Source organism: Kosakonia sp. ML.JS2a, from assembly GCF_025642095.1.
GTDB lineage: Bacteria > Pseudomonadota > Gammaproteobacteria > Enterobacterales > Enterobacteriaceae.
This window is the reverse complement of sequence record NZ_CP106754.1, coordinates 2,942,724-2,964,936: the sequence shown is the minus strand read 5'-3', so window position 1 is coordinate 2,964,936 and position 22,213 is coordinate 2,942,724. Positions and strand designations below refer to the sequence as shown.

Annotated in this window: 36 protein-coding genes; 32 read left to right on the top strand and 4 right to left on the bottom strand. The window is 50.9% G+C overall.

Annotation, left to right across the window (positions count from 1 at the left end; genetic code table 11):
• Nucleotide 1: 1 nt before the first annotated feature.
• The 14 genes from N7922_RS14015 (at nt 2) to N7922_RS13950 (ending at nt 7,110) form a co-directional block, all read left to right on the top strand.
• Complete coding sequence (locus N7922_RS14015) at nt 2-286, top strand: protein ren (RefSeq protein WP_263096873.1); 285 nt, start codon at nt 2-4, stop codon at nt 284-286.
• Nucleotides 287-492: 206 nt separating this feature from the next.
• Nucleotides 493-774 carry a hypothetical protein gene (locus N7922_RS14010; RefSeq protein ID WP_263096872.1) on the top strand — a complete coding sequence of 94 codons (282 nt, stop codon included), beginning with the start codon at nt 493-495 and terminating at the stop codon, nt 772-774.
• A 223-nt stretch (nt 775-997) separates the two neighbouring features.
• The gene (locus tag N7922_RS14005) at nt 998-1,453 is read left to right on the top strand and encodes a YbcN family protein (RefSeq protein WP_263096871.1); all 456 of its coding nucleotides are present in this window, start codon (nt 998-1,000) and stop codon (nt 1,451-1,453) included.
• The gene (locus N7922_RS14000) at nt 1,453-1,623 is read left to right on the top strand and encodes a NinE family protein (protein ID WP_263100909.1); all 171 of its coding nucleotides are present in this window, start codon (nt 1,453-1,455) and stop codon (nt 1,621-1,623) included. The genes N7922_RS14005 and N7922_RS14000 overlap by 1 nt, the downstream gene beginning before the upstream one ends.
• Complete coding sequence (locus tag N7922_RS13995; protein ID WP_263096870.1) at nt 1,616-2,215, top strand: recombination protein NinG; 600 nt, start codon at nt 1,616-1,618, stop codon at nt 2,213-2,215. The genes N7922_RS14000 and N7922_RS13995 overlap by 8 nt, the downstream gene beginning before the upstream one ends.
• A 121-nt stretch (nt 2,216-2,336) precedes the next feature.
• Nucleotides 2,337-3,026: a bacteriophage antitermination protein Q gene (locus N7922_RS13990; protein ID WP_263096869.1), complete on the top strand. Its 690-nt coding sequence runs from the start codon at nt 2,337-2,339 to the stop codon at nt 3,024-3,026.
• Nucleotides 3,027-3,682: 656 nt separating this feature from the next.
• Nucleotides 3,683-4,102 (top strand): hypothetical protein, encoded by a 420-nt coding sequence (locus tag N7922_RS13985; protein ID WP_263096868.1) that lies wholly within the window; start codon nt 3,683-3,685, stop codon nt 4,100-4,102.
• A 185-nt stretch (nt 4,103-4,287) separates the two neighbouring features.
• Nucleotides 4,288-4,503, top strand: a complete 216-nt coding sequence (locus N7922_RS13980) for a class II holin family protein (RefSeq protein ID WP_263096867.1) — start codon at nt 4,288-4,290, stop codon at nt 4,501-4,503.
• Complete coding sequence (locus N7922_RS13975) at nt 4,503-4,994, top strand: lysozyme (protein WP_263096866.1); 492 nt, start codon at nt 4,503-4,505, stop codon at nt 4,992-4,994. The genes N7922_RS13980 and N7922_RS13975 overlap by 1 nt, the downstream gene beginning before the upstream one ends.
• Entirely contained in the window at nt 4,991-5,380 is a 390-nt protein-coding gene (locus N7922_RS13970) for a DUF2570 domain-containing protein (RefSeq protein WP_263096865.1), read from the top strand. The genes N7922_RS13975 and N7922_RS13970 overlap by 4 nt, the downstream gene beginning before the upstream one ends.
• Nucleotides 5,268-5,522 carry a peptidase gene (locus N7922_RS13965; RefSeq protein ID WP_263096864.1) on the top strand — a complete coding sequence of 85 codons (255 nt, stop codon included), beginning with the start codon at nt 5,268-5,270 and terminating at the stop codon, nt 5,520-5,522. The genes N7922_RS13970 and N7922_RS13965 overlap by 113 nt, the downstream gene beginning before the upstream one ends.
• Before the next feature lie 178 nt (nt 5,523-5,700).
• Nucleotides 5,701-6,384, top strand: a complete 684-nt coding sequence (locus N7922_RS13960) for a KilA-N domain-containing protein (protein ID WP_263096863.1) — start codon at nt 5,701-5,703, stop codon at nt 6,382-6,384.
• 148 nt (nt 6,385-6,532) lie between these two features.
• A complete protein-coding gene (locus N7922_RS13955) occupies nt 6,533-6,769 on the top strand; it encodes a hypothetical protein (protein ID WP_263096861.1) in 237 nt (78 codons plus the stop codon).
• Nucleotides 6,770-6,867: 98 nt separating this feature from the next.
• Complete coding sequence (locus tag N7922_RS13950) at nt 6,868-7,110, top strand: hypothetical protein (protein WP_263096860.1); 243 nt, start codon at nt 6,868-6,870, stop codon at nt 7,108-7,110.
• A gap of 112 nt (nt 7,111-7,222) precedes the next feature.
• On the opposite strand, the gene N7922_RS13945 is transcribed toward N7922_RS13950, so the two are convergent.
• Entirely contained in the window at nt 7,223-7,600 is a 378-nt protein-coding gene (locus tag N7922_RS13945) for a hypothetical protein (RefSeq protein WP_263096859.1), read from the bottom strand.
• A gap of 110 nt (nt 7,601-7,710) precedes the next feature.
• Between N7922_RS13945 and N7922_RS13940 the strand changes: the two genes are divergently transcribed.
• From N7922_RS13940 to N7922_RS13920, 5 genes are read left to right on the top strand one after another with little or no spacing between them, the layout of a single operon-like run.
• The gene (locus N7922_RS13940) at nt 7,711-8,334 is read left to right on the top strand and encodes a putative metallopeptidase (protein WP_263096858.1); all 624 of its coding nucleotides are present in this window, start codon (nt 7,711-7,713) and stop codon (nt 8,332-8,334) included.
• 31 nt (nt 8,335-8,365) lie between these two features.
• On the top strand, nt 8,366-8,815 hold the full coding sequence (locus tag N7922_RS13935) for a DUF2280 domain-containing protein (RefSeq protein WP_263096857.1): 450 nt from the start codon (nt 8,366-8,368) through the stop codon (nt 8,813-8,815).
• 9 nt (nt 8,816-8,824) lie between these two features.
• Entirely contained in the window at nt 8,825-10,300 is a 1,476-nt protein-coding gene (locus N7922_RS13930) for a terminase (RefSeq protein ID WP_263096856.1), read from the top strand.
• 11 nt (nt 10,301-10,311) lie between these two features.
• Complete coding sequence (locus N7922_RS13925) at nt 10,312-11,763, top strand: DUF1073 domain-containing protein (RefSeq protein WP_263096855.1); 1,452 nt, start codon at nt 10,312-10,314, stop codon at nt 11,761-11,763.
• Nucleotides 11,696-12,697 (top strand): phage head morphogenesis protein, encoded by a 1,002-nt coding sequence (locus tag N7922_RS13920; RefSeq protein WP_263096854.1) that lies wholly within the window; start codon nt 11,696-11,698, stop codon nt 12,695-12,697. The genes N7922_RS13925 and N7922_RS13920 overlap by 68 nt, the downstream gene beginning before the upstream one ends.
• On the opposite strand, the gene N7922_RS13915 is transcribed toward N7922_RS13920, so the two are convergent.
• Nucleotides 12,690-12,890, bottom strand: coding sequence for a hypothetical protein (locus N7922_RS13915; protein WP_263096853.1), 201 nt, complete (start codon nt 12,888-12,890; stop codon nt 12,690-12,692). The genes N7922_RS13920 and N7922_RS13915 overlap by 8 nt on opposite strands.
• Nucleotides 12,891-12,966: 76 nt before the next feature.
• On the opposite strand from N7922_RS13915, the gene N7922_RS13910 reads away from it, so the two are divergent.
• The 10 genes from N7922_RS13910 to N7922_RS13865 all read left to right on the top strand — a co-directional run bounded on the left by N7922_RS13910 (nt 12,967) and on the right by N7922_RS13865 (nt 19,499).
• Complete coding sequence (locus N7922_RS13910; RefSeq protein ID WP_263096852.1) at nt 12,967-14,352, top strand: DUF2213 domain-containing protein; 1,386 nt, start codon at nt 12,967-12,969, stop codon at nt 14,350-14,352.
• A gap of 3 nt (nt 14,353-14,355) precedes the next feature.
• Nucleotides 14,356-14,796, top strand: a complete 441-nt coding sequence (locus N7922_RS13905) for a hypothetical protein (RefSeq protein ID WP_263096851.1) — start codon at nt 14,356-14,358, stop codon at nt 14,794-14,796.
• A gap of 10 nt (nt 14,797-14,806) precedes the next feature.
• Nucleotides 14,807-15,883, top strand: a complete 1,077-nt coding sequence (locus N7922_RS13900) for a major capsid protein (protein WP_263096850.1) — start codon at nt 14,807-14,809, stop codon at nt 15,881-15,883.
• 9 nt (nt 15,884-15,892) lie between these two features.
• Nucleotides 15,893-16,258 carry a hypothetical protein gene (locus N7922_RS13895; RefSeq protein ID WP_263096849.1) on the top strand — a complete coding sequence of 122 codons (366 nt, stop codon included), beginning with the start codon at nt 15,893-15,895 and terminating at the stop codon, nt 16,256-16,258.
• A 2-nt stretch (nt 16,259-16,260) separates the two neighbouring features.
• Nucleotides 16,261-16,638: a hypothetical protein gene (locus tag N7922_RS13890; protein ID WP_263096848.1), complete on the top strand. Its 378-nt coding sequence runs from the start codon at nt 16,261-16,263 to the stop codon at nt 16,636-16,638.
• Between the two features lie 173 nt (nt 16,639-16,811).
• Entirely contained in the window at nt 16,812-17,180 is a 369-nt protein-coding gene (locus tag N7922_RS13885; protein WP_263096847.1) for a hypothetical protein, read from the top strand.
• A complete protein-coding gene (locus tag N7922_RS13880; protein WP_263096846.1) occupies nt 17,180-17,548 on the top strand; it encodes an HK97 gp10 family phage protein in 369 nt (122 codons plus the stop codon). The genes N7922_RS13885 and N7922_RS13880 overlap by 1 nt, the downstream gene beginning before the upstream one ends.
• Nucleotides 17,545-17,928: a hypothetical protein gene (locus tag N7922_RS13875; RefSeq protein WP_263096844.1), complete on the top strand. Its 384-nt coding sequence runs from the start codon at nt 17,545-17,547 to the stop codon at nt 17,926-17,928. The genes N7922_RS13880 and N7922_RS13875 overlap by 4 nt, the downstream gene beginning before the upstream one ends.
• 55 nt (nt 17,929-17,983) lie before the next feature.
• The gene (locus N7922_RS13870; RefSeq protein WP_263096843.1) at nt 17,984-18,745 is read left to right on the top strand and encodes an Ig domain-containing protein; all 762 of its coding nucleotides are present in this window, start codon (nt 17,984-17,986) and stop codon (nt 18,743-18,745) included.
• A gap of 61 nt (nt 18,746-18,806) precedes the next feature.
• Entirely contained in the window at nt 18,807-19,499 is a 693-nt protein-coding gene (locus N7922_RS13865; protein WP_263096842.1) for a DUF6246 family protein, read from the top strand.
• 24 nt (nt 19,500-19,523) lie between these two features.
• Here N7922_RS13865 and N7922_RS13860 read toward each other — a convergent pair whose 3' ends face one another.
• Entirely contained in the window at nt 19,524-19,817 is a 294-nt protein-coding gene (locus tag N7922_RS13860) for a hypothetical protein (RefSeq protein ID WP_263096840.1), read from the bottom strand.
• 158 nt (nt 19,818-19,975) lie between these two features.
• On the opposite strand from N7922_RS13860, the gene N7922_RS13855 reads away from it, so the two are divergent.
• Both N7922_RS13855 and N7922_RS13850 read left to right on the top strand, forming a co-directional pair.
• Nucleotides 19,976-20,302 (top strand): hypothetical protein, encoded by a 327-nt coding sequence (locus N7922_RS13855; RefSeq protein ID WP_263096839.1) that lies wholly within the window; start codon nt 19,976-19,978, stop codon nt 20,300-20,302.
• Nucleotides 20,303-20,813: 511 nt separating this feature from the next.
• A complete protein-coding gene (locus N7922_RS13850) occupies nt 20,814-21,101 on the top strand; it encodes a hypothetical protein (RefSeq protein ID WP_263096838.1) in 288 nt (95 codons plus the stop codon).
• A 52-nt stretch (nt 21,102-21,153) separates the two neighbouring features.
• On the opposite strand, the gene N7922_RS13845 is transcribed toward N7922_RS13850, so the two are convergent.
• Entirely contained in the window at nt 21,154-21,330 is a 177-nt protein-coding gene (locus N7922_RS13845; RefSeq protein ID WP_263096837.1) for a hypothetical protein, read from the bottom strand.
• Nucleotides 21,331-21,699: 369 nt separating this feature from the next.
• On the opposite strand from N7922_RS13845, the gene N7922_RS13840 reads away from it, so the two are divergent.
• Nucleotides 21,700-22,212 (top strand): DUF4823 domain-containing protein, encoded by a 513-nt coding sequence (locus N7922_RS13840; RefSeq protein ID WP_263096835.1) that lies wholly within the window; start codon nt 21,700-21,702, stop codon nt 22,210-22,212.
• Nucleotide 22,213 lies beyond the last annotated feature (1 nt).

Genomic DNA, 22,213 nt, shown 5'->3' with positions numbered 1-22,213 from the left:
GATGACGGGCAGAGAAGCAATCCTTGAGTACCTGAAAACACACGATGATTTTAGCCCTATGGAAGTCGTGAAAACCTGTGGATTTACGCTGAACTGCATCTCTACAAACGCAAGAAAAATGGTTGATGGAAAAGAGCTTTATGTCAGTTCCCGCAAGTGGAGAACAATTCGCTACAAGGCGCGTAAATCTGAAGGAAAACCGGAAGACGAATACGACATTTTCAGTCAATGCAAAGCGAGCCCGGTAATGAAACGAATGCTGGCTTTCTATGGGAGGTCTCTGTGAAAGAAGCACGTAACATCCGGGAAATTATTGAACAGGAATATCCCGAGTTTCCTGAAACCATCCTGCATGCCGAACTGTGCCCGTGTCGACGGCCGCAGCGCCTGAGCAGGAGGTGTGATGGCTATATACATCTTTTACAAAACTAATTTTCTCCATAATTAAAAACAGGGTATGGTACTCAAAAGTTACATTTTGAGGCGATTACTATGAGTATTTCGGACAGGATTGAAGAAGAAAGAGATTTTGCCCTGAATGTTTTATTGCATGTGGGTGCGCTTACTACGTGTATGATTCATGAGGATGATATTTACGAAGGGAATGGTGATCTGGAAGGGGCTTACAAATATGCCAATAACCAGTTCAGCAAAAAAGACAACCCGATGTCTTTTGAAGACAGAAGAGAGATGACAGACATTATTAAAAGTGTCTACGAAGAATACTGTGGTTGCGATAGTTGCCCTTCGTGCGAAAGTAATTTCAGGGAATAGCACTCATCAGCCTTTCAAGCAAGATATAGCTCCATCAGTAACGTTTGATAATCCACTATCAGTAAGCCATAATTAAGGTGTTGTCGGATTGAGCCCCGGCAACACCTTTGCGCATTTGATGGGGACATTAAATGCGACCACAATCTGAGCTCTTCACCTTGTCACAGATGCAGAAATGCACCTGCGATTTTCTGCATTCTGCGGTTTCCGTTAAGGAGGCCGAATGAACCTGCCAGCAGACGGCATCAAACTCCACCGTGGCAACTTCGCCGCCATAGGCCAGCAGATTCAGCCGTTGCTGGATGCCGGGCAATGTTTCCGCCTTCAGGTAAAGCCGTGGCGAGAGAAGCGTAGCCTTTCTCAGAACGCGCTGAGCCACATGTGGTACACAGAAATCAGCGAATACCTCATCGCGCGCGGAAAGACGTTCGCAACTCCAGAGTGGGTGAAAGACGCGATGAAGCACACCTATCTTGGCTACGAAAGCAAAGACCGCGTTGATGTTGTTTCAGGCGAGATAACCACGGTGCAATCCCTCCGCCATACGTCCGATCTGGAAACCGGCGAGATGTATATCTTCCTCTGCAAAGTCGAAGCCTGGGCGATGAACATCGGTTGCCATTTGACTATTCCGCAAAGCTGTGAATACCAGCTCCTGCGCGATAAGCAGGAGGTATGATGCATAGCCCACTTGCAAAAGTCATTGAGCGCGGCATATTCCGCATGCCCGCGCGCCATAAACGTAAGCAGGAATTAAAGCCCTCCGAAATCCCGACCCTGAAAGGGTACACGGCTAACCTTGTCGATCAGAAATGGCTGCGCCTCGCTGCTCGGAGGTCGCATGCGTAAACCTCGCCGTAAATGCACCGTATGCCGTGAATGGTTTTACCCTGCCAGATCTGAGCAATACGTTTGCTCGTATGAATGTGCCCGCGTACACGGTAAAGCCACCAATGACGCGGCCAAAGCCGAGAAGCAACGGAAGGAGAAAAAGCGCCGACTTGAGGAAGAGAAAGCCGATCGCCAACGTCAGGCCGAACGCCGAATGGCAGTGAAACCCCTGAGTTACTTCATCAAGCAGGCACAGCACGCTTTCAACGGGTTTATCCGGTACCGGGATAGGGATTTGCCGTGCATCAGTTGCGGACGTCACCATGACGGCCAGTATCACGCCGGGCACTTCCGCACGGCTGGTGCCAGTCCTGAGTTGCGTTTCAACGAGGACAACTGCCATAAACAGTGCTCTGCCTGCAATAACCACCTATCCGGAAATCTCACCACATACAGACCGGCGCTGATCGCCAAAATCGGCCTAGCGCGTTTTGAGTCCCTCATGGGCCCGCACGAAATGCCGAAATGGAAACGCGATGATTACATCCGCATCCGTGACGAATACCGGGCGAAGCTCCGCGATCTGAAAAAGCAGGAGGTAGAAGCGTGAACCTCGATCCCTTCATCCGGTACCAAATTGAAAGCGTAGCGCGGGCAAAATTGCCAGCAGTAAAGCGCCACAGCAAGCCAGTTAAAACCACACAGCAGAAACAGACCACAGGAGCCGCAGCGTGAATACTCAATATCTTGAATTTGTACGCCAGCAACTCATAGTGGCAACCGCAGATCTGAGTGGCGCCACAAAAGGGCAATTGGTGGCATTTGCAGAGAACGCGAAATTCACAGCAACGGCGCGCAGCCGGGGAAGAATGAAAGTTGTTGACCCTGTAACAAAGCGCATAGTTAATCCGTCTAATCCACCGATCCCCGGACAGCAATCGCGTGCCAAAAGTTCATCTATCGCGCTGGTTAGCCCGGTAGAGTTCTTAACTGCGTCATGGCGTCGTGCTGTCATGTCACTTGATGAGCATCAGAAAGCGTGGTTGCTGTGGAACTACAGCGAAAACATCCGCTTCGAATACCAAGTTGCAATTACCCAATGGGCCTGGGCCGAGTTTAAAGAACAGCTTGGTGTGCGGAAGGTGGCGGGGAAAACCGTTGAACGCCTGAAAGCTCTGATCTGGCTGGCAGCCCAGGACGTGAAAAGAGAGCTGGCAGGCCGCAGAGCGTATGAATACAAAGAGCTTGCAGCGATGACTGGGGTGACGCAAAAGAACTGGTCCGAGACATTCACAGATCGCTGGGTTGAGATGAAACGCATTTATCAGCGACTGGATAGCCAGGCCCTAATGCAGGCAACGCGATCACGTTCACAACAAAAGGCGACAAATTTAGATGTAAGTCTTGCAAAACTGGATTAGAACGCATATATTTCGTGTAAATCTGATATTGTCGCCATAGGTTTGGTCGACTCTCTAAATAAAGAGTCTCGGTAAATGCCGGGACTTTGTTGTTTTAGCACTGTCGTGATAGATATAACCCTTACATTTTAAGTGGAAGGGAATTAATCGTGTACGACAACCATCATGAGCTATACGCACTTAAGCATCACATTGACACTGATGATCGACTGCCAGCGGAACTGATTGCGTATGGTCGAAAAGTTCTCGCAAGTGGTGAGGTCGAAGGCCCGGTAATTAGATTTAAGGCTGTCGCACAAGACCGAGGCGGGTCCCTCAGAGAAGGTTCTTTATTTATTAATGAACTCATCCCTGAGCGTCCAGCTAATGATGAAGAATTAATGTTGTTGATAAAAAATGACAACTCAAATCGATTGACGGAATACAGGGCTAGCTCGTGGACCGAGCAAACCATTAGCGTCTCCGTTACTTGCCTGTCACTTCGGTAATCCAGGTCAAATGGGAGCAACATAGCCCATCTGACAGAATTGTGTTGCATAAGGCTCGCTTCGGCGGGCCTTTTCTATTTCCGCTCTGTAATTGCTTTAAATCACTGAATCTCACTTAAAAGGGTGTTAGCTATATTCATTCAACAACTCATTGATTTGGAATGAATTATGAAGAAGTTAATTTTATGCCTCGCGTTCGCTATTTCCGGCTGTGCTTCTTCCGCTTATGAAAGCGGATGGAATTCAAAGACAACCTACGATGTTTTCCATGAGTGTGCTCAAACATCATTTTCACCTGGTTTTTACTTCCCCGAAAATGCGGATCGGCTGGTGACCATGAAGCTTCTTTCAAGAGAAGAAGCCGAAAAGGCCAAGCGGCATCAAGTTTCAGTGGGTGATCGCGAATGTGTTGCTTACGCAGCTTATGGGTTCCTTCCCGCAAAGTATGAATTCTCCAGTAACACGAAAAAACAACTCGTCAGCCGAAAAGTGACTTACGCGTGTGATAAATCTCCGGTTGAGTGTCCTGGGAAGATCATAACCATCGCAGATGGCAGGGTTACTGGCATCGAAACAATCGAGCAGTAGTCTGTCAAAGTGGCTGCTTGAGTAGTTAATTCATTTTTCTAAACACTATATTAGGCTGCGCCCAGGCGTGGCCTTTTCTATTTCAGGTCTCGGGAATCAACATCAGATGGCTCGTTATTAAATGCAGCCCGAGAGCCTGAATCCCTTTCTACCCACACAGCACCCGCAAACAGCGAGGTGAGAGCATGTATCGAATGGACAAATTATCAACCGGTGTGAGCTACGGTTTTGCCGGAGCTAACGGAGGGTATTGGGTGCTCCAGCTACTGGATAAAGTGACGCCGTCGCAATGGGCCGCCATTGGTGTTCTGGGTAGTCTGCTGTTCGGTCTGCTTACATACCTGACGAATCTGTATTTCAAAATCAAAGAAGATCGGCGTAAGGCCGCACGAGGTGAATAATGTCTCCAGCACTGCGAAACAGCATTCTCGGTGCCGGGAGTGCGATTGCTGTCGCCTCTGCGCTTATTACTGGCCCGAACGGTAACGATGGCCTTGAGGGTGTGAGATACAAACCCTATCAGGATGTAATTGGTGTATGGACGGTCTGCTATGGGCACACGGGAAAAGACATTATGCTCGGAAAGACCTACACCGAATCAGAATGCCGTGCGCTACTCAATAAAGATCTGAACAACATCGCCCGCCAGATTGACCCGTACATACTTAGGCTAATTCCTGAAACGATGCGCGGCACGCTTTACTCGTTCGCCTATAACGTTGGCGTCGGAAACTTCCAGACCTCCACGCTGCTGAGAAAAATCAACCAAGGTGACCGGAAAGGCGCATGCGATCAGCTGCGGCGCTGGACCTATGCCGGAGGCAAGCAGTGGAAAGGTCTGGTAACACGCCGCGAGATTGAACGCGAAGTCTGCATGTGGGGCCAGAAGTGAGCCGTCTTAGCGCCATTATCGCTGCGGTGGTCGTAGGCGTGATTGTTTGTCTGAGTTGGTTGGCGATGCACTACCACAACACAGCAGGACGTCAGCAGACGCGTGCAGAATTCGCCGAGCAGCAGGTAAATTCATCTCAGGCGACAACGTCTAACGTACTGGCTACCGTTTCCATCTTCAACACCATATCCGAGGCTAATCAGCGTGCAAAAGATCAGATCGCACTGGACGCATCGGGGGCCGTGGCAGATGTCAAAGTTGCTGTTGCGAACGATGATTGCACTCACCGCGCTGTGCCTCCTGGCGCAGTTAAGCGGTTGCAACAGTACGCGGACGGTTTACGTCAAGGTGCCGGTGGTCCCGTTGCCATACAACCTCACGGCTGAGACGTCGCAGCCATCCATTCCTAACCCAATGACATGGGGTGCAAGCCTTGATCTGAATGTCAGCCTGCTTTCTGCGCTGGGACAGTGCAATCGCGATAAAGCGGACATCCGGGAAGCAGAAAAAAAAAGAGCCTCGCAATAGCGGGGCTTTTTCGTTGAAAGCCAAGTTATTAAAAAATCTAAGTAGTATGCGCCTCGCACGCGCTGCAAATAACCCCAGAGCCTACAGAAAGTGAGCCTGAGAGAAACCCGTAAAGGTGCGGACCTCTCTGGGGCGAGTTTCTCTGTGCGACAGGCTCACACTCTATAGGACTACCGGTATGAACATTGTAATTTTCGATGTGGCAGTAAAGCAGGATAAAGAAGGTCGTTTCTGTCTGAACGATTTGCATAAAGCGGCTGGGAGTGAGCGTAGAAACGACCCGCACGACTGGTTGAGATTGAAGCAAACCTCCGAACTTGTTCAAGAGTTGAGCGATACGGGAATTCCCGTAACGACCATTAGAGGTGGAAAGGTACAAGGTACCTACGTCTGCAAAGAGTTGGTTTATGCCTACGCCATGTGGATAAGCGCCAAATTCCATCTGCATGTCATCCGGACATTCGATGCTATCGCTGCCAAAGAGCAGATTCGCGTGTCATATCGTGACACAGCACGCCTTGAATACAAACCCATGACCGACGCCATCAAGCATGAGCGAGAGACCCAGGGTAAACAGATTTCTCCGCATCACTTCAGCAATGAAGCAGATCTGATTAACCGGTTAGCTCTCGGCATGACGGCGGCTAAGTTTCGCGTACATCACGAAATCGGAAAGAAAGAGCCGATCCGTGATTACCTGACGCCTGAGCAGATTCACTGCATCACTGAGTTGCAGCGAGCTAATACGGTATTCATCAGCATGGGTTGGGACTTTGAGCAGCGCAAAGAAGTATTGCAGGGCATGTTTGAGCGTAATCACCGCAAACCGCTTATTGAAGAACAGCACAATCTTGCTGCTTAGTCGTACTGAGAGCCTCTTTCACAACGGTTCTTCATCACAGAAGCCCTTAACTGAGGGGCTTCGATAATGAGGCGGTATTTGGTTGTTTTGATATTGATGTGCTACCAAAATTCTTTGATTATGGACTTGAACCATTCGAGGAGGATTTATGGCATATCGGTATTTTGAGCTTACAGAAAATATCCCAACGGAAGAGGACAGGGAGTTACACGCTCAGTTCAAGCATTATCTTGATCATGTTGTTAATGTCGGATATGTGCCCGGAACATATGGGACGCATGTGATAGTTTCAGATCGGGATAATGAGTCAATAACTGCAATTTTTGGCGGCCCGGATGAGATATTTATTCACCTCTACCACATAGACGAGTATATGAAGTTTTAAGTCAGCTCATTTAAGATGTTGTTTATTTATGATATTACAGCAGGTATTCACTGAGTTCCTGTTATAATGTTTCTGCTAAATATCAGCAGGGGAAATTTATGCATAATGTGATGCTGTTTGGAGAGGGGTGGAATGGAGAAGTCCGCGACGTGGAGGAAGGTCGGCGTGAGCTTATGTACATTCCCAACCCTCAAGATCCTCGATTGCGTGAAGTTGCATTCACGATAATGAATTACATCTCTGATAACGGTGATATGTATTTGGTCGGCTTTCACGGTAGAGAACCTCTACCGCCAGATGTTGAAGAAGCCATAATGAGAAATAACCCCCGACCGATTTAAACAGAAAACTTCTCGACAGATTTAATCACTGGCCTCGCTAATTGCGGGGCTTTTTTGTTGCCACCACAATGGGCAGGCATCGTGATGACATGTGAAATCAAATCGATTGTACTTACTTGTTAACGACGACCATATCGAGTCGTTGAGGAATGTTCACCAGATAGTCTTTGTGAGAGAGTAAAGCTTCTTCAAGCTCAACTGGAACAATGAACCATGTTGGGTATCCGCGAGTTACAGGATGTCCCTTGTTTAAATGACCATCAGATTCTAGATAACCGTTCCATCGCATAGCTAATACTTTCTCTACTTTGCCATCTGCAGCATCGTCCCACATTATCCTGGCGAGAGAGAAACCTTGAGGCCCATTGTTAACAATGACTTCTTCCATTGAAACAAATCTGTTTTGCGGTGATTTAACATCATACGGGCATACCATTGTTCTTGGATTATGACTTAGGCATTTGCAGCCCTTAATTTTAACCACGCTCATTATCAACCTCCAAAAATTCAACATTAGCGCTGATTTGAGCTTGAAACCAGAGAATAAATGGCAAAACCGGATTGGGAGGCCATCGAGGCGGTATTTTATGGAGCCAGTACATGAACAGACCACATCCACCATTATTGTTCCTGAACCCCCCAGCACCGAAACCACACACCGCGCTCATTCCCGCCGATGGCGTTTTCGAATGGGTGGCGGAACACATCCTGTTAGATTCCGGGGAACTGCATAACCCTGACCACGTTCACCTGATTGATGCTGACCTTTGCTTTATGTGGGCATCTGACTCATTCGCGAAGAAAGGGCGATATGTTCTCGGACAGGCCGAGCAGGTAATGCTGCGTGCCGGTGGATGGCAGAAAGCCAGAATGGAACAGCAGATGCATGAATGGTTTGGCCGCATACCGAAATTCATCATTACGCTGGCCGCCGATTACTGTGCTAAGTGTCATGACCTCGAATTCTGCTCACTGGTAGAGCATGAGCTTTACCACATCGCCCAGGCTACAGATGAGTTTGGCGCGCCTAAGTTCAACAAAAATACCGGGCAGCCAGTGCTAACACTGCGCGGCCACGACGTCGAAGAGTTCGTTGGCGTAGTTCGCCGCTACGGCGCCAGCCGCGACGTACAGAAACTGGTTAATGCTGCCAACAGGCCTGCGGAAGTTGCTCATCTTGATATTGCCAGGGCATGCGGGACTTGCATGTTGAGGCTGGCGTGATTTTTTGACTGATTATGACAGGCGGTAAGCGATGGCTGCATTAAAGGGAGAGGTGAAAGCGTTTATCGTTCAGTCACTTGCATGCTTTGATACTCCATCGCAGGTGGTCGACACCGTCAAGAAAGAATTTGGCATCGCGGTGACGCGCCAGCAGGTAGAATCCCACGACCCCACGAAAGCGAACGGTAAAGGATTGGCGCAAAAATGGGTCGATATGTTCAACGATACCCGTGAGCGCTTTCAGAAAGAGATCAGCGACATCCCGATCGCGAATAAAGCCTATCGGCTGCGCGCGCTGAATCGCATGGCGAACAATACCGAGACCATGCGCAATTATGCGTTGACGGCTCAACTGATGGAACAGGCAGCAAAAGAGGTGGGGGACGCTTATACCAATAAACAAAAGGTTGAGCATTCTGGTGGCGTGGCGGTCAACTCAGTGGCTTCAGTCATGGACGAGATAGGAGATGAAGACCTGTAAGGAGTCGCTGTGTTAACTGAAAAGCAGAGAACTCTCCTGAAAAACAGGTTCTGGCGCCTGAACAATCTGTACAAAATTAAAGACAAGAACGGCAAATGCGTGACGTTCAAAATGACTCCGGAGCAAGTGGAGTATTTTGATGGGATGCATGATCGCAACGTCATTCTGAAAGCCCGCCAGTTGGGCTTCACCACTGAGGTCTGCATAATCCAGTTGGATCTGGCAATCTTCCACAAAAAAGAATGCGCGCTGATTGCCCACTCACTCCCCGACGCTGAAAGGCTGTTTCGCAATAAGACGCAATTTGCCTATCAGCGAATGACCGATGACATAAAGCTGGCGAACCCCCTGGTAAAAGAGACCACGAGTGAATACGTGTTCTCGAAGGGTGGCAGCGTAACGGTTTCGACGTCATTTCGTGGCGGCACACTCTACAGCCTGCACGTCTCTGAGTTCGGGAAGATATGCGCAAAGTATCCGGAGAAGGCCAAAGAGATCGTAACGGGTGCGTTTGAAGCCGTTCCTCTTGGGGGAAAAATCACCCTCGAAAGCACGGCAGAGGGGCGCGCCGGCTACTTCTATGATTACTGTCAGGACGCAGAGAAGGCGATGCTGCAGGGCAAGGAGCTTTCCAATCTGGACTGGAAGTTTTTCTTCTTTTCCTGGTGGAAGAATCCGCAGTATGCCATCGACCCGGTAGAACCGCTGCCACAGCGTCTGGTTGACTATTTCGCTGAAATGGAAGCGAAGCATGGTGTCGTCGTTAACGACCGCCAGCGCGCTTGGTACTACGCCAAAGAGAAAACGCTCGGCGACGACATGAAGCGTGAGTATCCGACCATTCCGGCCGAGGCGTTCCAGCAGTCGGTTGAGGGCGCGTACTACGCCAAACAGTTCCGCTGGCTATACACCAACAAGCGGATCGGACAACTCCCTGATAACTCGCACCTCCCGGTACATACGTTCTGGGATATTGGCGTGGGTGACTCCACGGCAATCTGGTTCGTTCGCGAAGTTGGTGAAGAGTTTCACATCATCGACTACTACGAAAACTCAGGCGAAGGGTTGCGGCATTACATGAAGGTGCTGAAAGACCGGGGTTATGAATACGGTGAGCACTGGGGGCCGCATGACATTGAGAACCGCGAGTTCGGAGCCGACGCTAAGTCCCGCAAGGAGCTGGCGCAGGAAGGATATGAAATTGACGGTCAGATGTACTCAATGACGTTTAATGTCGTGCCTAAAACGGGGGTTGATACCGGTATTGAATCGGTGCGTGAAATCCTCCCGTTCTGCGTGTTCGACGAAGAGAAATGCGCAGAGGGTATCTCACACCTCGAAGGTTATCGCAAGGAGTGGGACGACAAACGCGGCTGCTGGAAAGATAAACCGCTTCACGATTTCACCTCTCACGGTGCCGATGGCTTCCGTTACTTCGCGGTCGCGAAGAACAACCGCAAGCAGGTCGGCGCAGTATTCTTCTAAGGAGCTCATCAGTGAGTGAACAACAAGGCGAGGTCTCATTCCTCGTTAACGCCCTTGCTGATGCTATCGGGCGCCAGCGCATGCTGTACGCAGGGCGCAATGGCAACGTGAAACGCACGAAGCTATGGGACGAGTTCGGTTACCCTGAAACGCTAAGTTTCGACAATTTCTATCGCCAGTACCGTCGTGGATCAACTGGATTCTCGGCGGTGCATAAGCTGCTGGATTCATGCTGGATAGATAAGCCGACCATCATCGATGGTGACGAAGACCGGGAGTCGACGACCACAACGGAGTGGGAAAAGGCTGTCACCAAGCTGATGAAGAAGCACTGGGCGAAGATTAAAGACGCCGATCGCCGCAATATGATTGGCCGCTATTCGGCCCTGTTAATCCAGGTTCGTGACAGCCGGGACTGGAGTGAGCCAATTGATGTCAATGTGGTGAGAAAACTCGGTAGCGCGGCGCTGGTGAAACTCATTCCAGCGTGGGAACCGCAGATTAAACCGGGGAATCTGGATATCGATACCTGGTCTGAAACCTATGGGCAACCGGTGAGTTATCAGTTTAACGAGCAACCTATTGGCGACGAAGGGACATACGGCAGTCCGCGTTCGGTGCAGGTGCATCCGGATCGCATCATCCTGCTATGCGAAGGCTCCGAGGACGAGAACATTCTCTCCGGTATCCCGCTGCTGGAGGCTGGCTATAACGACCTCCTGGACATCGAGAAGACGAAGGGTGGCAGCGCCGAGGGCTTTCTGAAGAACGCCAGCCGACAACTGGGTATTGCGTTTGAAAAAGAAACCAATATGGAGGCCCTGAAAAAGGCTGCCACTGATGCTGGTTATAAAGACCTGGGCGAGGCGCTCAACGACAAAGTTACCAAGATGAACCGGGGTACTGACGCAGCGCTGGTAATGCAGGCAGGCACACCTTCTGTTCTTTCGGTCGCTCCCGCTGACCCGACGCCAAGCTGGACTGTATCTGCTAACTCTTTCTCCTCAACGATTCAGTGCCCGTTCAACATTATGTTCGGCAAGCAGACGGGAAATCTCGCGTCAGAGGAAGATAAGACCGCCTGGGCAAACCGCTGTAACGAGCGCCGCTGGGGCTTCCTTTCGGACGTTATCACTCGCGTGATTGAGCGGTTCTGGACTGTCGGCATTATCGACCCGCCGACATCAGGAGAAGTGACGCTGGCCTGGTCCGATTTACTGGCGCCAAGCGAGAAAGAAAAGCTCGCCAACATGGCGACGATGGCTGATGTGGCGCAGAAGACCCAGCAGGCCTTCGGCACCCCAGCTGTTGATGCCAACGAGGTGCGTGCGGTAGGCGAGCTTGAGCCCATCAAAGAAGTACCGCCACCAGACCCAAACGCTAAGGTGACAACCGATGATCCTCTTTCCAGCGACGCCGGAGCAAAAGGCGAGAATCGGAACGCCGATAGTACCGCGCAATAAAGCAGACCCGACGCAATCAGGCCGACAGGTAAGCCGCATGTTCAACGATATCGAGACCCGGTATCTCGACGTCAAACGCCGCCTGAAAGTGCTTTTTGACCAGCGATTAACCGGGCGGCAGCGCGAAAGTAACGGCGAGCGGTCCTGGTTGATGTGCAACAACGATGGCGCGGAACCGTCGTTGTACCAGGTGAACGCCGGAACGTATATCTACGACATGACGGCAGCCCAACTGGCTGACCTACTTCAGGTCGTGCAAACCATCCTCGATGATGTGCTGCTCGATGGCGGAAGCCAGAATCTGTGGGCGCTTGATTATGTCGCGGCGGAATATGATCGGGGGACGCTGAACGCGTTTACTAACCTTTCGGTGCAGTCGCCGGTATATGCCAGCCAGACGACGCTGCAGCAACTGCTATCCAGTGCGGCATATCAGAACCAGATCGCCAGCGCATATATCAGCACTTACAGTGACTGGAAGGGTATCAGCGACACCGCGCGCGCCGATCTGGCGAATATCATCGCCGACTCAATCGGACGCGGCATCAACCCGAGCGAGACGGCGAGCATTGTCAGTAAGCGCCTTGATGTGTCCATGGCGAAGGCCAAAAACATCGCTCAGACCGAGCAGGTCGGTGCGCTTCGCCAGGCTCAATGGAATGAAACAGACTGGGCGGTGGACAGGCTGGGTCTGAATACCGGGCTGCTTCACCTGTCTGCGCTAAAGCCTACTACTAGGCCAACGCACGCGTTCTGGCATGGAAAGGTCAGGACTGTCCGAGAGGTACGCGACTGGTATGCGGTAGATGGTAACAAATATCACTGCTATTGCAGCCAGATTCCGGTACTGCTCAACGACGACGGCAGCATATTCAACGAAGGGCTGGCGGATAAGCTGGCGAAAGAACGCCAGCTTTGGAGTAGCGCTAAATGACTTCTGTTACGGACACTATTCGAATTCCCACTAAGGATGTTCCGGAGGTTTTGTTGGTGAAATTTACAGAGTCACGACTTGCCACTTCGATAACTTCATTATCTACAGTTGTCAAAGCATGGTCACTTTCGACATTTACATCTCGATAAGTGGACTCGCCACTGATTTGATAGGTCACTTTATATATTGCCATTAACTCACTCCTTTTTTTACCCAGAAAAGACATACGTTTTTAGTTATAGCTCATTAGTTTAACTTGAGGAAACAGCATGAAACGCAACCGCGTTAACGTGCTGACCGTCGTCAACTCCGCTTCGAATATCACCACTGAAATCATCGACGGCAAGCCACATATCGTGGTTCGCGGCATTACGCCTGTTGTGGACGATATCGTGATGAACCGGAAGTTGTACCCGGCAGCTGAAATCGAAAAGGCCTACAACACGCTTGAGCGTAACCCGATGCCGCTGGGCCACCCGAAGGTGGATGGCAAGCATGTGTCGGCGCGTGACGTCAGGGCGGTGAACAACTACCACGTCGGAGCCTGGTTCCAGAACGGCACCCACGCAGACAGTAAAGTTAGCGGCGATATGTACGTCGACCGCCAGTACGCCGAGTCAAGCGAGAAGGGCAAGCGCCTGGTTAACCGACTGGATGAGATGGCCGCCGGTACCAACACAGACCCGATCCACATCTCCACGGGCCTGCTGTATTCCGGCATCGCGGCCAACGGCGAATCGAAGGGTAAAAAGTACAACGAAATCGCCACCAACATGTTCTTTGACCATGTAGCGATCCTGCTGGACGAACCTGGCGCAGGAACGCCGTCAGAAGGCGTCGGCATCTTCGTCAATGCCGAGGGCGAAGAGCAGGAAATCGAAGTGGCGAGCCTCGCTGATGCCGCCGATTGCACCCGTGAGGGGCTGCTGAACAAAACGCGATTCTTCTTCACCAATGCTTCCAACTTTTCCTTCGACGATATCCAGCGCGCCATCAGCGACAAGCTTCGCGAAGGGCGGACCGACGATAAGTGGCTCTGGCCCGAGTCTGTCTGGCCAGACACCTTCATCTATCGCGATGACGCGAAATATTTCAAACAGAAGTACCTCATCGATGATGGCGGCAAAGCCGTGCTCGTCGGCGAACCTGTAGAAGTCGTGCGCAAACCCACTGAGTACGAGATTAAAACCAACGGAGAGAACGATCCGATGAAAGAACTGATTATCAATGCGCTCCAAGCCGCCGGTAAGCCGACTGAGGGCAAATCTGATGCCGAGCTGATGGACGCTTACAACCAGATGAAGACCGATGAAGCCGCCGCGAAGAAAAACGGCGACGAAGAAATCGACCCGGCAACCGGTAAGCCGAAGAAAAAAGAGCAGGTCGCCAACAACGAAGAGATGCCAGCTTGGGCAAAAGCACTTACCGAGCAGGTCACTGCGCTTAACAGTCAGATCAACGCCAACTCCGACAAAGAGAAGGGCGATAAGCGCGCTGCAGTGAAAACGAAATTTGGCCTGGACGACCTCGCAGTAAACGCTCTCGACGGTGCAGCGCTGGATGGACTCTACGCACAGTGCCAGACATCCACGGGCCTGAATGGTGTATTCCGCCAGGCGAACAACAACCAATCTTTCAGCGAAATGCCGGAGTAAGAAATGGCTAAAGACGGGAAACATGTGATCAACGCGGGGGGTATCTTTGCTAATCCGCAACTTCATCGCGAAGGTGCCGCAGCCGCAGCAACACCACCGGGCACGATCGGCTTCTTCGATAACACCACGAAGAAATTCACTGCGTCGGTGGCTGGTGATGAGGACGCCATTTTGTACGTGGCCAACTACGACTATCTGCGTTGCAAAACGGTCGACGACGTCATTGCCACCGGCGACTGGGTAGTTGCGATGCATCCGACCCCGGGCGTTTTCTTCAACGTGCCTGCGGAGGCCGGAACCTACACCAAGGGCCAGCCACTTTCCATCGTTAATGGCCGCGTGAAAGCCGCTGCTGCTGATGAGTCGGTCCGCGCCTACGTGGAAGAAGACCGCTCAACCACCATTGCCACCGCAGGTGATCTCCTGCGCGTTGTCATCAAGTAAGGAGCAACGAATGTTTGCATTTTCCACCCGACAGGCAACCGAGACCCGAAACCTTGAGGCAAACACTTCTCAGTTTCAGGAATTGCAGTTTGCCCGTAATGCCAGCGCGCAGGCTGTGGCTGACTTCATCGCCCGCACCCGTGTGCGTGGTGAAGCCGCCAATGCTCCGACGCTGGATGCAGTGAACGCGGTTGATGATATCCGTCGCCTGTATCGCGCTTACGATCAGACGGTGCTTGCCGAGTTCCAACCGACCACCGAATTTACTCTGCTGAATGACCTGATGCCGCTGTCACGTTCAGTTCGCCTGGAAGAGTCCGTGTACGAATACGCCCGTAAAGGCGGTCGCGGTTGGGCGCACACTTCAATGTCCGGCCAGATTGGTGCAGCGCTGGACGCGAAGTCTTACACCTTCGACGGCACTATGGTCCCGATCCACGATTCCGGCTTCAAGTTCAACTGGCGTGACCCGGTATTTAATAAGGGCTCAGCGCTTTCTTCTCTGGCTGATGCTCAGTCTGGCTCCGTTGATGATGTGCGTCGCCAGTACGTGGATTACATCTGGGGCGGTTTCCGTGATTCAGCGGGTAACTACATCAAGTTCGACGATAAAACCTGGAAAGGTCTGCGTGCTGATGAACGTGTCGCTCAGATTACGCTGACCTTCAACTTCGCGACCAGTACCGATCCGAAAGCCATCCGTGCGCAGGCAATCTCTCTGCGTGATGTGCTGAAGTTGCAGAACTATCAGTACGGTGAGCAGACCTGGTATGTCTCCAGCGAAATCATGTCGAACTGGGAACAGTATTTCGACGTGAACTCCACGCGCACGGTACTGGAAGAGATCAAAAAGCTCTCCGGCATTAAAGACATCAAAGAAGATGCCGAGCTGACCGGCAACGAGATTCTGATCGTTCCGCTGGGTGCTGGTGTCATCGCACCAATCGTCGGTCAGGCGTTTGGCACCGTTGCCGATCCGCGCCAGTTCTATAACAGCGATTACGTGTGGCGCACCTGGGGCGCTGCTGGCCTGATGGTTAAGCAGGATATTAACGGTCACTTCTCCGTCGTTTACGCTTCGAGCTAAGGATAAAACATGGCACTCGTAAAGGTATTGGTAGCAAACCTCTTTGCCGGTGCCAGCTTCCAGAAACTGGAAGTTGGCGTGGTTTATGACGTTGGCGACGCGGTCGCTGAAAAGTGGATTGCTGCTGGCAAAGCCGAAGAAACAAAAGAGAAGGGGCAGAAACTCCAGTTCGAAGTGGCAACACCCTCCGCGCCTGTTGCCGCCGAAACCAGCGCGCTTCAGGGTCGGCTTGATGATGCGCTGGCACAGGTTAAGCAGTTGCAGGAGGCAGCAATTGAGAAGGACTCCGCGCACACTGAAGCACTGGCCGCCGAAACCAAACGCGCTGATGAAGCCGTCGCCGCGCTGGCTGAAGCAACCAGGAAGGCGAAATAACCATGGCAGCCCAAATCACGCTGGATGACGTTAAACCGCTGATGGCTGACTTGGGCTTCACGGTCCCTGATGCGGTGCTTCAACTGCTCATCGATCAGGTAAGCGCCGCGTCGGCATGCATGGACGGGGCGGGCTATTCCGAAAGCCTGCAAAAACTCCTTCTGATCTATGCCGCCGCGCGATTGGCTGCCCTGTCAGGTGCAAGAAAGATATCGTCGCAGTCTGCGCCGTCCGGAGCGTCTCGCTCGTTCACTTATGACAGCGCGGGCACGGATCACCTGTACTCGCAAATTCTGTCCTGGGACACGAACGGCTGTCTTGGCGGCCTGCCGCTTTCCGGCTCGGCTGTCGGTTTCTTCGATGTGGTGGGGGGCTGTTGATGGAGTGGGCATCCGTGAAGCAGCGCTTGCCACGCTCATTCACCCGCGTCTGGGTAATGACCGACACCGGGCGGCAGACGACCGGCTACGTCAAATCGGACGGCGAGTGGTTCATTAATTGCGCGGCTATTCGCGCGACTGGGGCAGTTGTGCTGCGATGGAAGGAGTAGGGCATGTCTGATGTTGCAAACTGGAGCTATACAGCGAAAGCCACCGTCTGGCGAGAGCTTGGCAAAACCGAGGCTGGCGACCCTCTCGGATATTCCGCTCCGTTGGTTATTGATTGTGACTATCAGGGCGGCATGTCAGAGAAGGTTGCTGGTGTATCTGCATCTCTTGGCAACCTTGGCTCAGAAGTGGTGGTAAAAAACACGTTCTGGACTGAATACGCCAGCGCGCAGACCGGTGACTTTATCCTCATTGGAGAATCATCTGAGGCTGATCCGCTGGTGGCTGGCGCTGACAAAATTTTGCAGGTCATCCGGTATGCCGACACATTCAACAGAACCGCAGACGATTACGCGCTGCTATCGGGGCTGTAATGGGCGGTAAAGTACGTGGCATTCGTCAGGCTAAGGCCAACCTCAATCGACTGATTGATGACATTACCGGGCGCAAGATTGCCAGGGCTATTCAATCAGCTCTGATTATTGGTAGTTCACAGGCCGCGCTGTACACGCCTATCGACACATCATTACTGATAAATAGCCAGTACCGGGAATTAGTCATTAATGGCGTGCGCGTGTCCGGGCGTGTAGGGTACTCAGCTAATTACGCACTCACTGTCCACGACCCTAACGTTAAACAAAACTTCCGGCGCTCTACGGCTGAGAAGGAGTTCTTGCGTAAAGGTTTTGACGACATGCGAGACCAGATCGACGCAGTGGTGCATAAGGAGCTATCGGTATGACGCCATCAATGTACGAACGTGTGAAAAATCTGTTTGTTGCTGCCGGGCTGACAGATGGACGGATCGTGCAATCGCTTTTCTTTGAGGATACGAAGAAGGCGAGTGACTCGTTTATCGTGTTCAGGCCTAATGGAGGAACGCCAATCCGCAAAGATCTCGGCGCTGACCACTACGTCCTGGTGGATGTTATCGGACCTAAGGACAAGCGCGCGGTCACCGCTCAGGCGGTACAGAAGATTATCGACTACGTGCAGGAAAACCCCATCAGCGATACCTGTGTAGGGCAAATCGAAAACATGGGCGGCATCCCGCCGCCGGTATTAACCGACGAGGGAAGGATCGTTTTCCGCCTTCAATTCGCTTGCCTCTACGGGGAGTAAGCAACACCAACAGGCTGCCATCCGGCGGCTTTTTTTATTTACGACAGGAGTTCCCATGCCAGCAAATTGCCAAACCGACAATACGAAATTGTTTGGTCGTGCGATCGTGCTTGAAGTGGCTGATGGCTGTGCCGATACACTCCCCCAGGAATCCGAGTGGATGGCGCTGGCCGCAGGCACCAGTAAAGGTTTCGATTTCTCGCCGAACAGCGTTACGTCGGATGCCGACGACACCAAAGGTTACGTTGAGAACATCGTAACCAACGCCGACTTCACCATTTCGTTTGAGGGGGAGGTTCGCCGTAACGACAAGCTCGACCAGTACGGTGTCGGTCGCCTGATTAAGTATTTCAACAGCGAAATCCAGGCCGCACGCCAGCCGACCCTGTGGGTGCGTATGGAGTTCGGTCCGATCACTTTCATCGGCTATATGCTGATCAACGCTCTCAGCTCCGACGGCGGTACCAACGACATCATCACGTTTTCCACCGAATTCAAGGTGGCGGCGGCCGATACCATCCAGGTTATCGATACCGATGTGGATGTGCCGGTGACCGGAGTCACTGTAACGCCGACCAGCGCCTCTATCGCTGCCGGTGCTTCGACCACCTTCACTGTCAATATCTCGCCAACCGATGCGACCGATAAAACCTTTACGGTTACCTCGTCCGTTCCGGCGCGCGCGACGGCGACAATCAGCGGCACTACGGTAACGGTCAGTGCCCCATCCGGCGCAACGGCTGGTACCGCCAATATCACCGTCAAATCCAATGACGGCGAGTTTACTGCGGTGTATACCGCGACCGTGACGGTCTGATCTGTATTACATGGGGCACCCGGTGCGGCGCCCCAGATAATGCAGAGCAAAGAGATTACCCATGACCCCTTACAAAGAGATCGGCGAGTGCCTCATTACCGCTGGAGAAGAGGATTACTTTTTTTCACCGTCATTCGCTGCGATGACGCGAATCGGCGAACCGCAGGAGATAGTCCAGGCATTCTACGACCTGCACAGCGACGAAATAACGCCACTGTTGGAACGAGGCTACGCTGCTTACGGGTTTATACCTGACTGGCTGACTGCGTACATTACGCGCCAGCAGGCAGATAAGAGGGCGATGCTGGCTGCAATGTCCGTTCTGTCGGCCTGTTGCAACCGCGACGTGTCCGGCTTGACCGGTGAGATCATCCCCGGACGTACCAGGCGGTGGGCGTTCGTGTACCGCAAAGGCGCTATGCCAGCCGGTGACATGATTCAGATGGCCCGGCACCTTATCGCACACGGCATCATTGGGAAAGCGAAGGTGCGGCAGTTGCAGCGCCACGAAACCGGGCAGGCCATCACGGAATTTAAAGCATTCGACTACATCAGCGCGGCGCGCAATCACTTTGGCATGAGCAGGGTGGAAGCCGAGCTGCTGACCATGACCGAGTTTCAACTGCTGCTGGCGGCTAAATACCCTGACCAGAAGGGATTCACAAAAGAAGAATACGACGCAGTGGCAGATGACTACATGGCTAAGAAAGCACGTAAGCTTAGGAAAGCAAAGAATAATACCTCAAGCAAATAAGACTTTGCGTTTTTAACATTCAACTTAAAGTCTTGGTTTATCCTCACCAGTCGGCGGTTTTTTTATATCAGGATCGTCCGTAATATCCCCTTTTTGTTGCAGTGCAGTTAGTTGTTTATCAATATTATCAATTATATTTTTAGCCGCTGGGAGATGTGGATCCTTAGGGTCAATCCTACTGCAGGTTGTTTTTATCTTACTGAAATCTTCAATAACTTCATCATATTCAGGGGCCTTGTAAGCCTTCTCTTTACCCGTGAGGTTACCGATTTGTGATTTAATTTTGTTAAGCTGGGGAATTAAGTTTTTAGCTGACATAAGTTTATCCCTTTAATTTTTTTCTTTGGATTCTTCAACAATCGCGAAAAGCGGGTCGGTTTTTTCTTCTGTCGATTTAAATTTCCTTAAGGTAGTGATTTCAGAACAGAGTCAACTTCCCATCCTAAAAATCTTGAATTCCAACCACAGGTGCTACAATGGAAAGGAAAATCATCAAACCCGCTCCCGACTTGTTTGTGACAGTTGGGACAATAAACCGCGCTGATATAGCCACCCGCGGGATTTTTTCTAAAGGCCGCGCCCATGTGCTCGACAAACTCATCCTTTGCCCTGTAAGCCGCTATTTCATTCGTAAGTTCTACGCATTTGGTCTTCGCCTCGGCAAGTTCCTGTACGGTGGCAGCATGGGCTTTTTGAAGTACGTCGATTTGCTCTCCAATGAAAGCGATGCGCTCTCGAAGGACTTCGTTACTTTGAACGGCAGAGAGCGCACCAAGCCCGCTCTTAAGGGACGTAATAAGTAATCCAATATCCATATTCTTCACCATTACTTTGTTAGGGATTTCAGCCTAACCTGGCAGCATCTTTTCGACCATCCTGATGGATGATCAGTGCCTATGCGCTGGTTTTGCATATGTTCAAGCCGATCGATATAATGGCTAAGCTTTAGGTTAGCGGTGGTGGGTGCAGGTTCAACTCCTGCTCTGTTGTATGTCCTATCCCTTTTTGCACTGGCAGTTTTCTTTATGTACTTGGCAGTTAAGTTACCAATTTATTTTCAAAGCAAGGAGGTTGATATGGGCGCACTTCATTATATGGTTATTGCATTGTTTTTAGTTGCTTCAAATTACGTTATGGGACTGGGCATTAATGCGACGGGTACGGTTACCTCGCTAACCTAAAGCACAAATTGAATGACCCGCCGTTAGGCGGTTTTTTGCTTTCAGGTCCACTGTAAATTACGGTAATTTCACTCTTGAAAGTGCTCTTTGTGTCGATACCCATTTTAATGTTATGGGTATAAGGGGTTGACGAATGGGTATTAAAGGGCGGGTAATTGTCTGGGTCATTGGATTGATTTTTGGTATCCCAACTTCGATCTATGGTGTGCAGTGGATGCAGTACAAATTCCTTAAGCAAGAAGTAGACTGCATAACCGATGTGAATGACGCTATGCTTAACTTTCTTTCCAATGTTGAGCAAGGTTCAGGTAGCCGGGAGATGGGCAAGATCAACAACAACCTCAGAACATGCGTTAAGAACATTGATCCCAGGAAGGGCTCTGTTGAGTTTGCTGTGGAGCAGTACAAAAGATACCACTGAATGTGATGAAGCCCGCTCTGGCGGGCTTTTCTTCTTGCTGCGCTGGGGCAGATTAGCCCATTTTGTTCAGTTTTCTGACAGCATCGTTGATAGCTTGGGGTTCTTTTTGCTTAATATCATTGGAAACTTCGGCAACCAGTTTATTTAACTCTTTTGCTGATAGTTTTTTTGTGAGAAAAGCGGAGTCTTGATCAACAAGCTTGCCGTGAATGGTTAACTTATTTTTCATGATTACGAGCCTCTGTTAATTGATAAAGCCCACGCAGGCGGACCCTCTACTTAGTGTCGCTTGGTGTAGTGATTCCCAGTCCTCGGATTGACGTAATGACCACCCTTATGTGATGACCCGTGCCCCATATAGTAATGACCACCTCTGTAGCTCTTTGCCATTGACACGCTACTGAAAATCAAGGCGACGAACGCCAGCATAACCAGAAAGACTTTCATTTTTACCTCTGTTCATAGGCCGCCCGCTAGCGGCTCATCGACTGTATTCCTAAGCGCCAGGTAAAAACATCCTGATAAAAGATCAGGTGATTTTGTCGTTGCACTGATCCCTGCTACGATTCCCTAATCTTTTACTAATGGGGAAAGGGATGTGAAAATACTGTTAATATTTTCCGCTGCGACTGTGCTATTGGGTTGTTCTGTCAAATACGACACAAATACTATTCAAAATAGTACAGAATTATTAATTAAAGATTCACCGATAGTAATCTCTAAGCCTGCTGATGGAGTGTATGAAACGCGAACGTACTCTGGATCAGGCGCTGCAACAGCAGCAGCTGTTAAGGCCGCGTTTGCCCGATACTCCGATAGTGTAAATGTCTTCACAGATTGTGATGATATCGCATGCTTGAAAAGTAATCATGTTATAGGCTTGGGGTATTATGTTATCCCGCAAATATTGCACTGGGAAGATAGAGCGACTGAATGGTCTGGTATCCCTGATCGAATAGAGATTAAAATTACTATCTATAATGCAGAATCTAATAGCCGGGTAGCTTCAACCATTATAAGTGGGAAAAGTAAATGGGCTTCTTTTGGTGGTGATCACCCTCAGGATTTGCTACCCGAACCAATTAACGCTTATATAGCTAGCCTGTATTAGG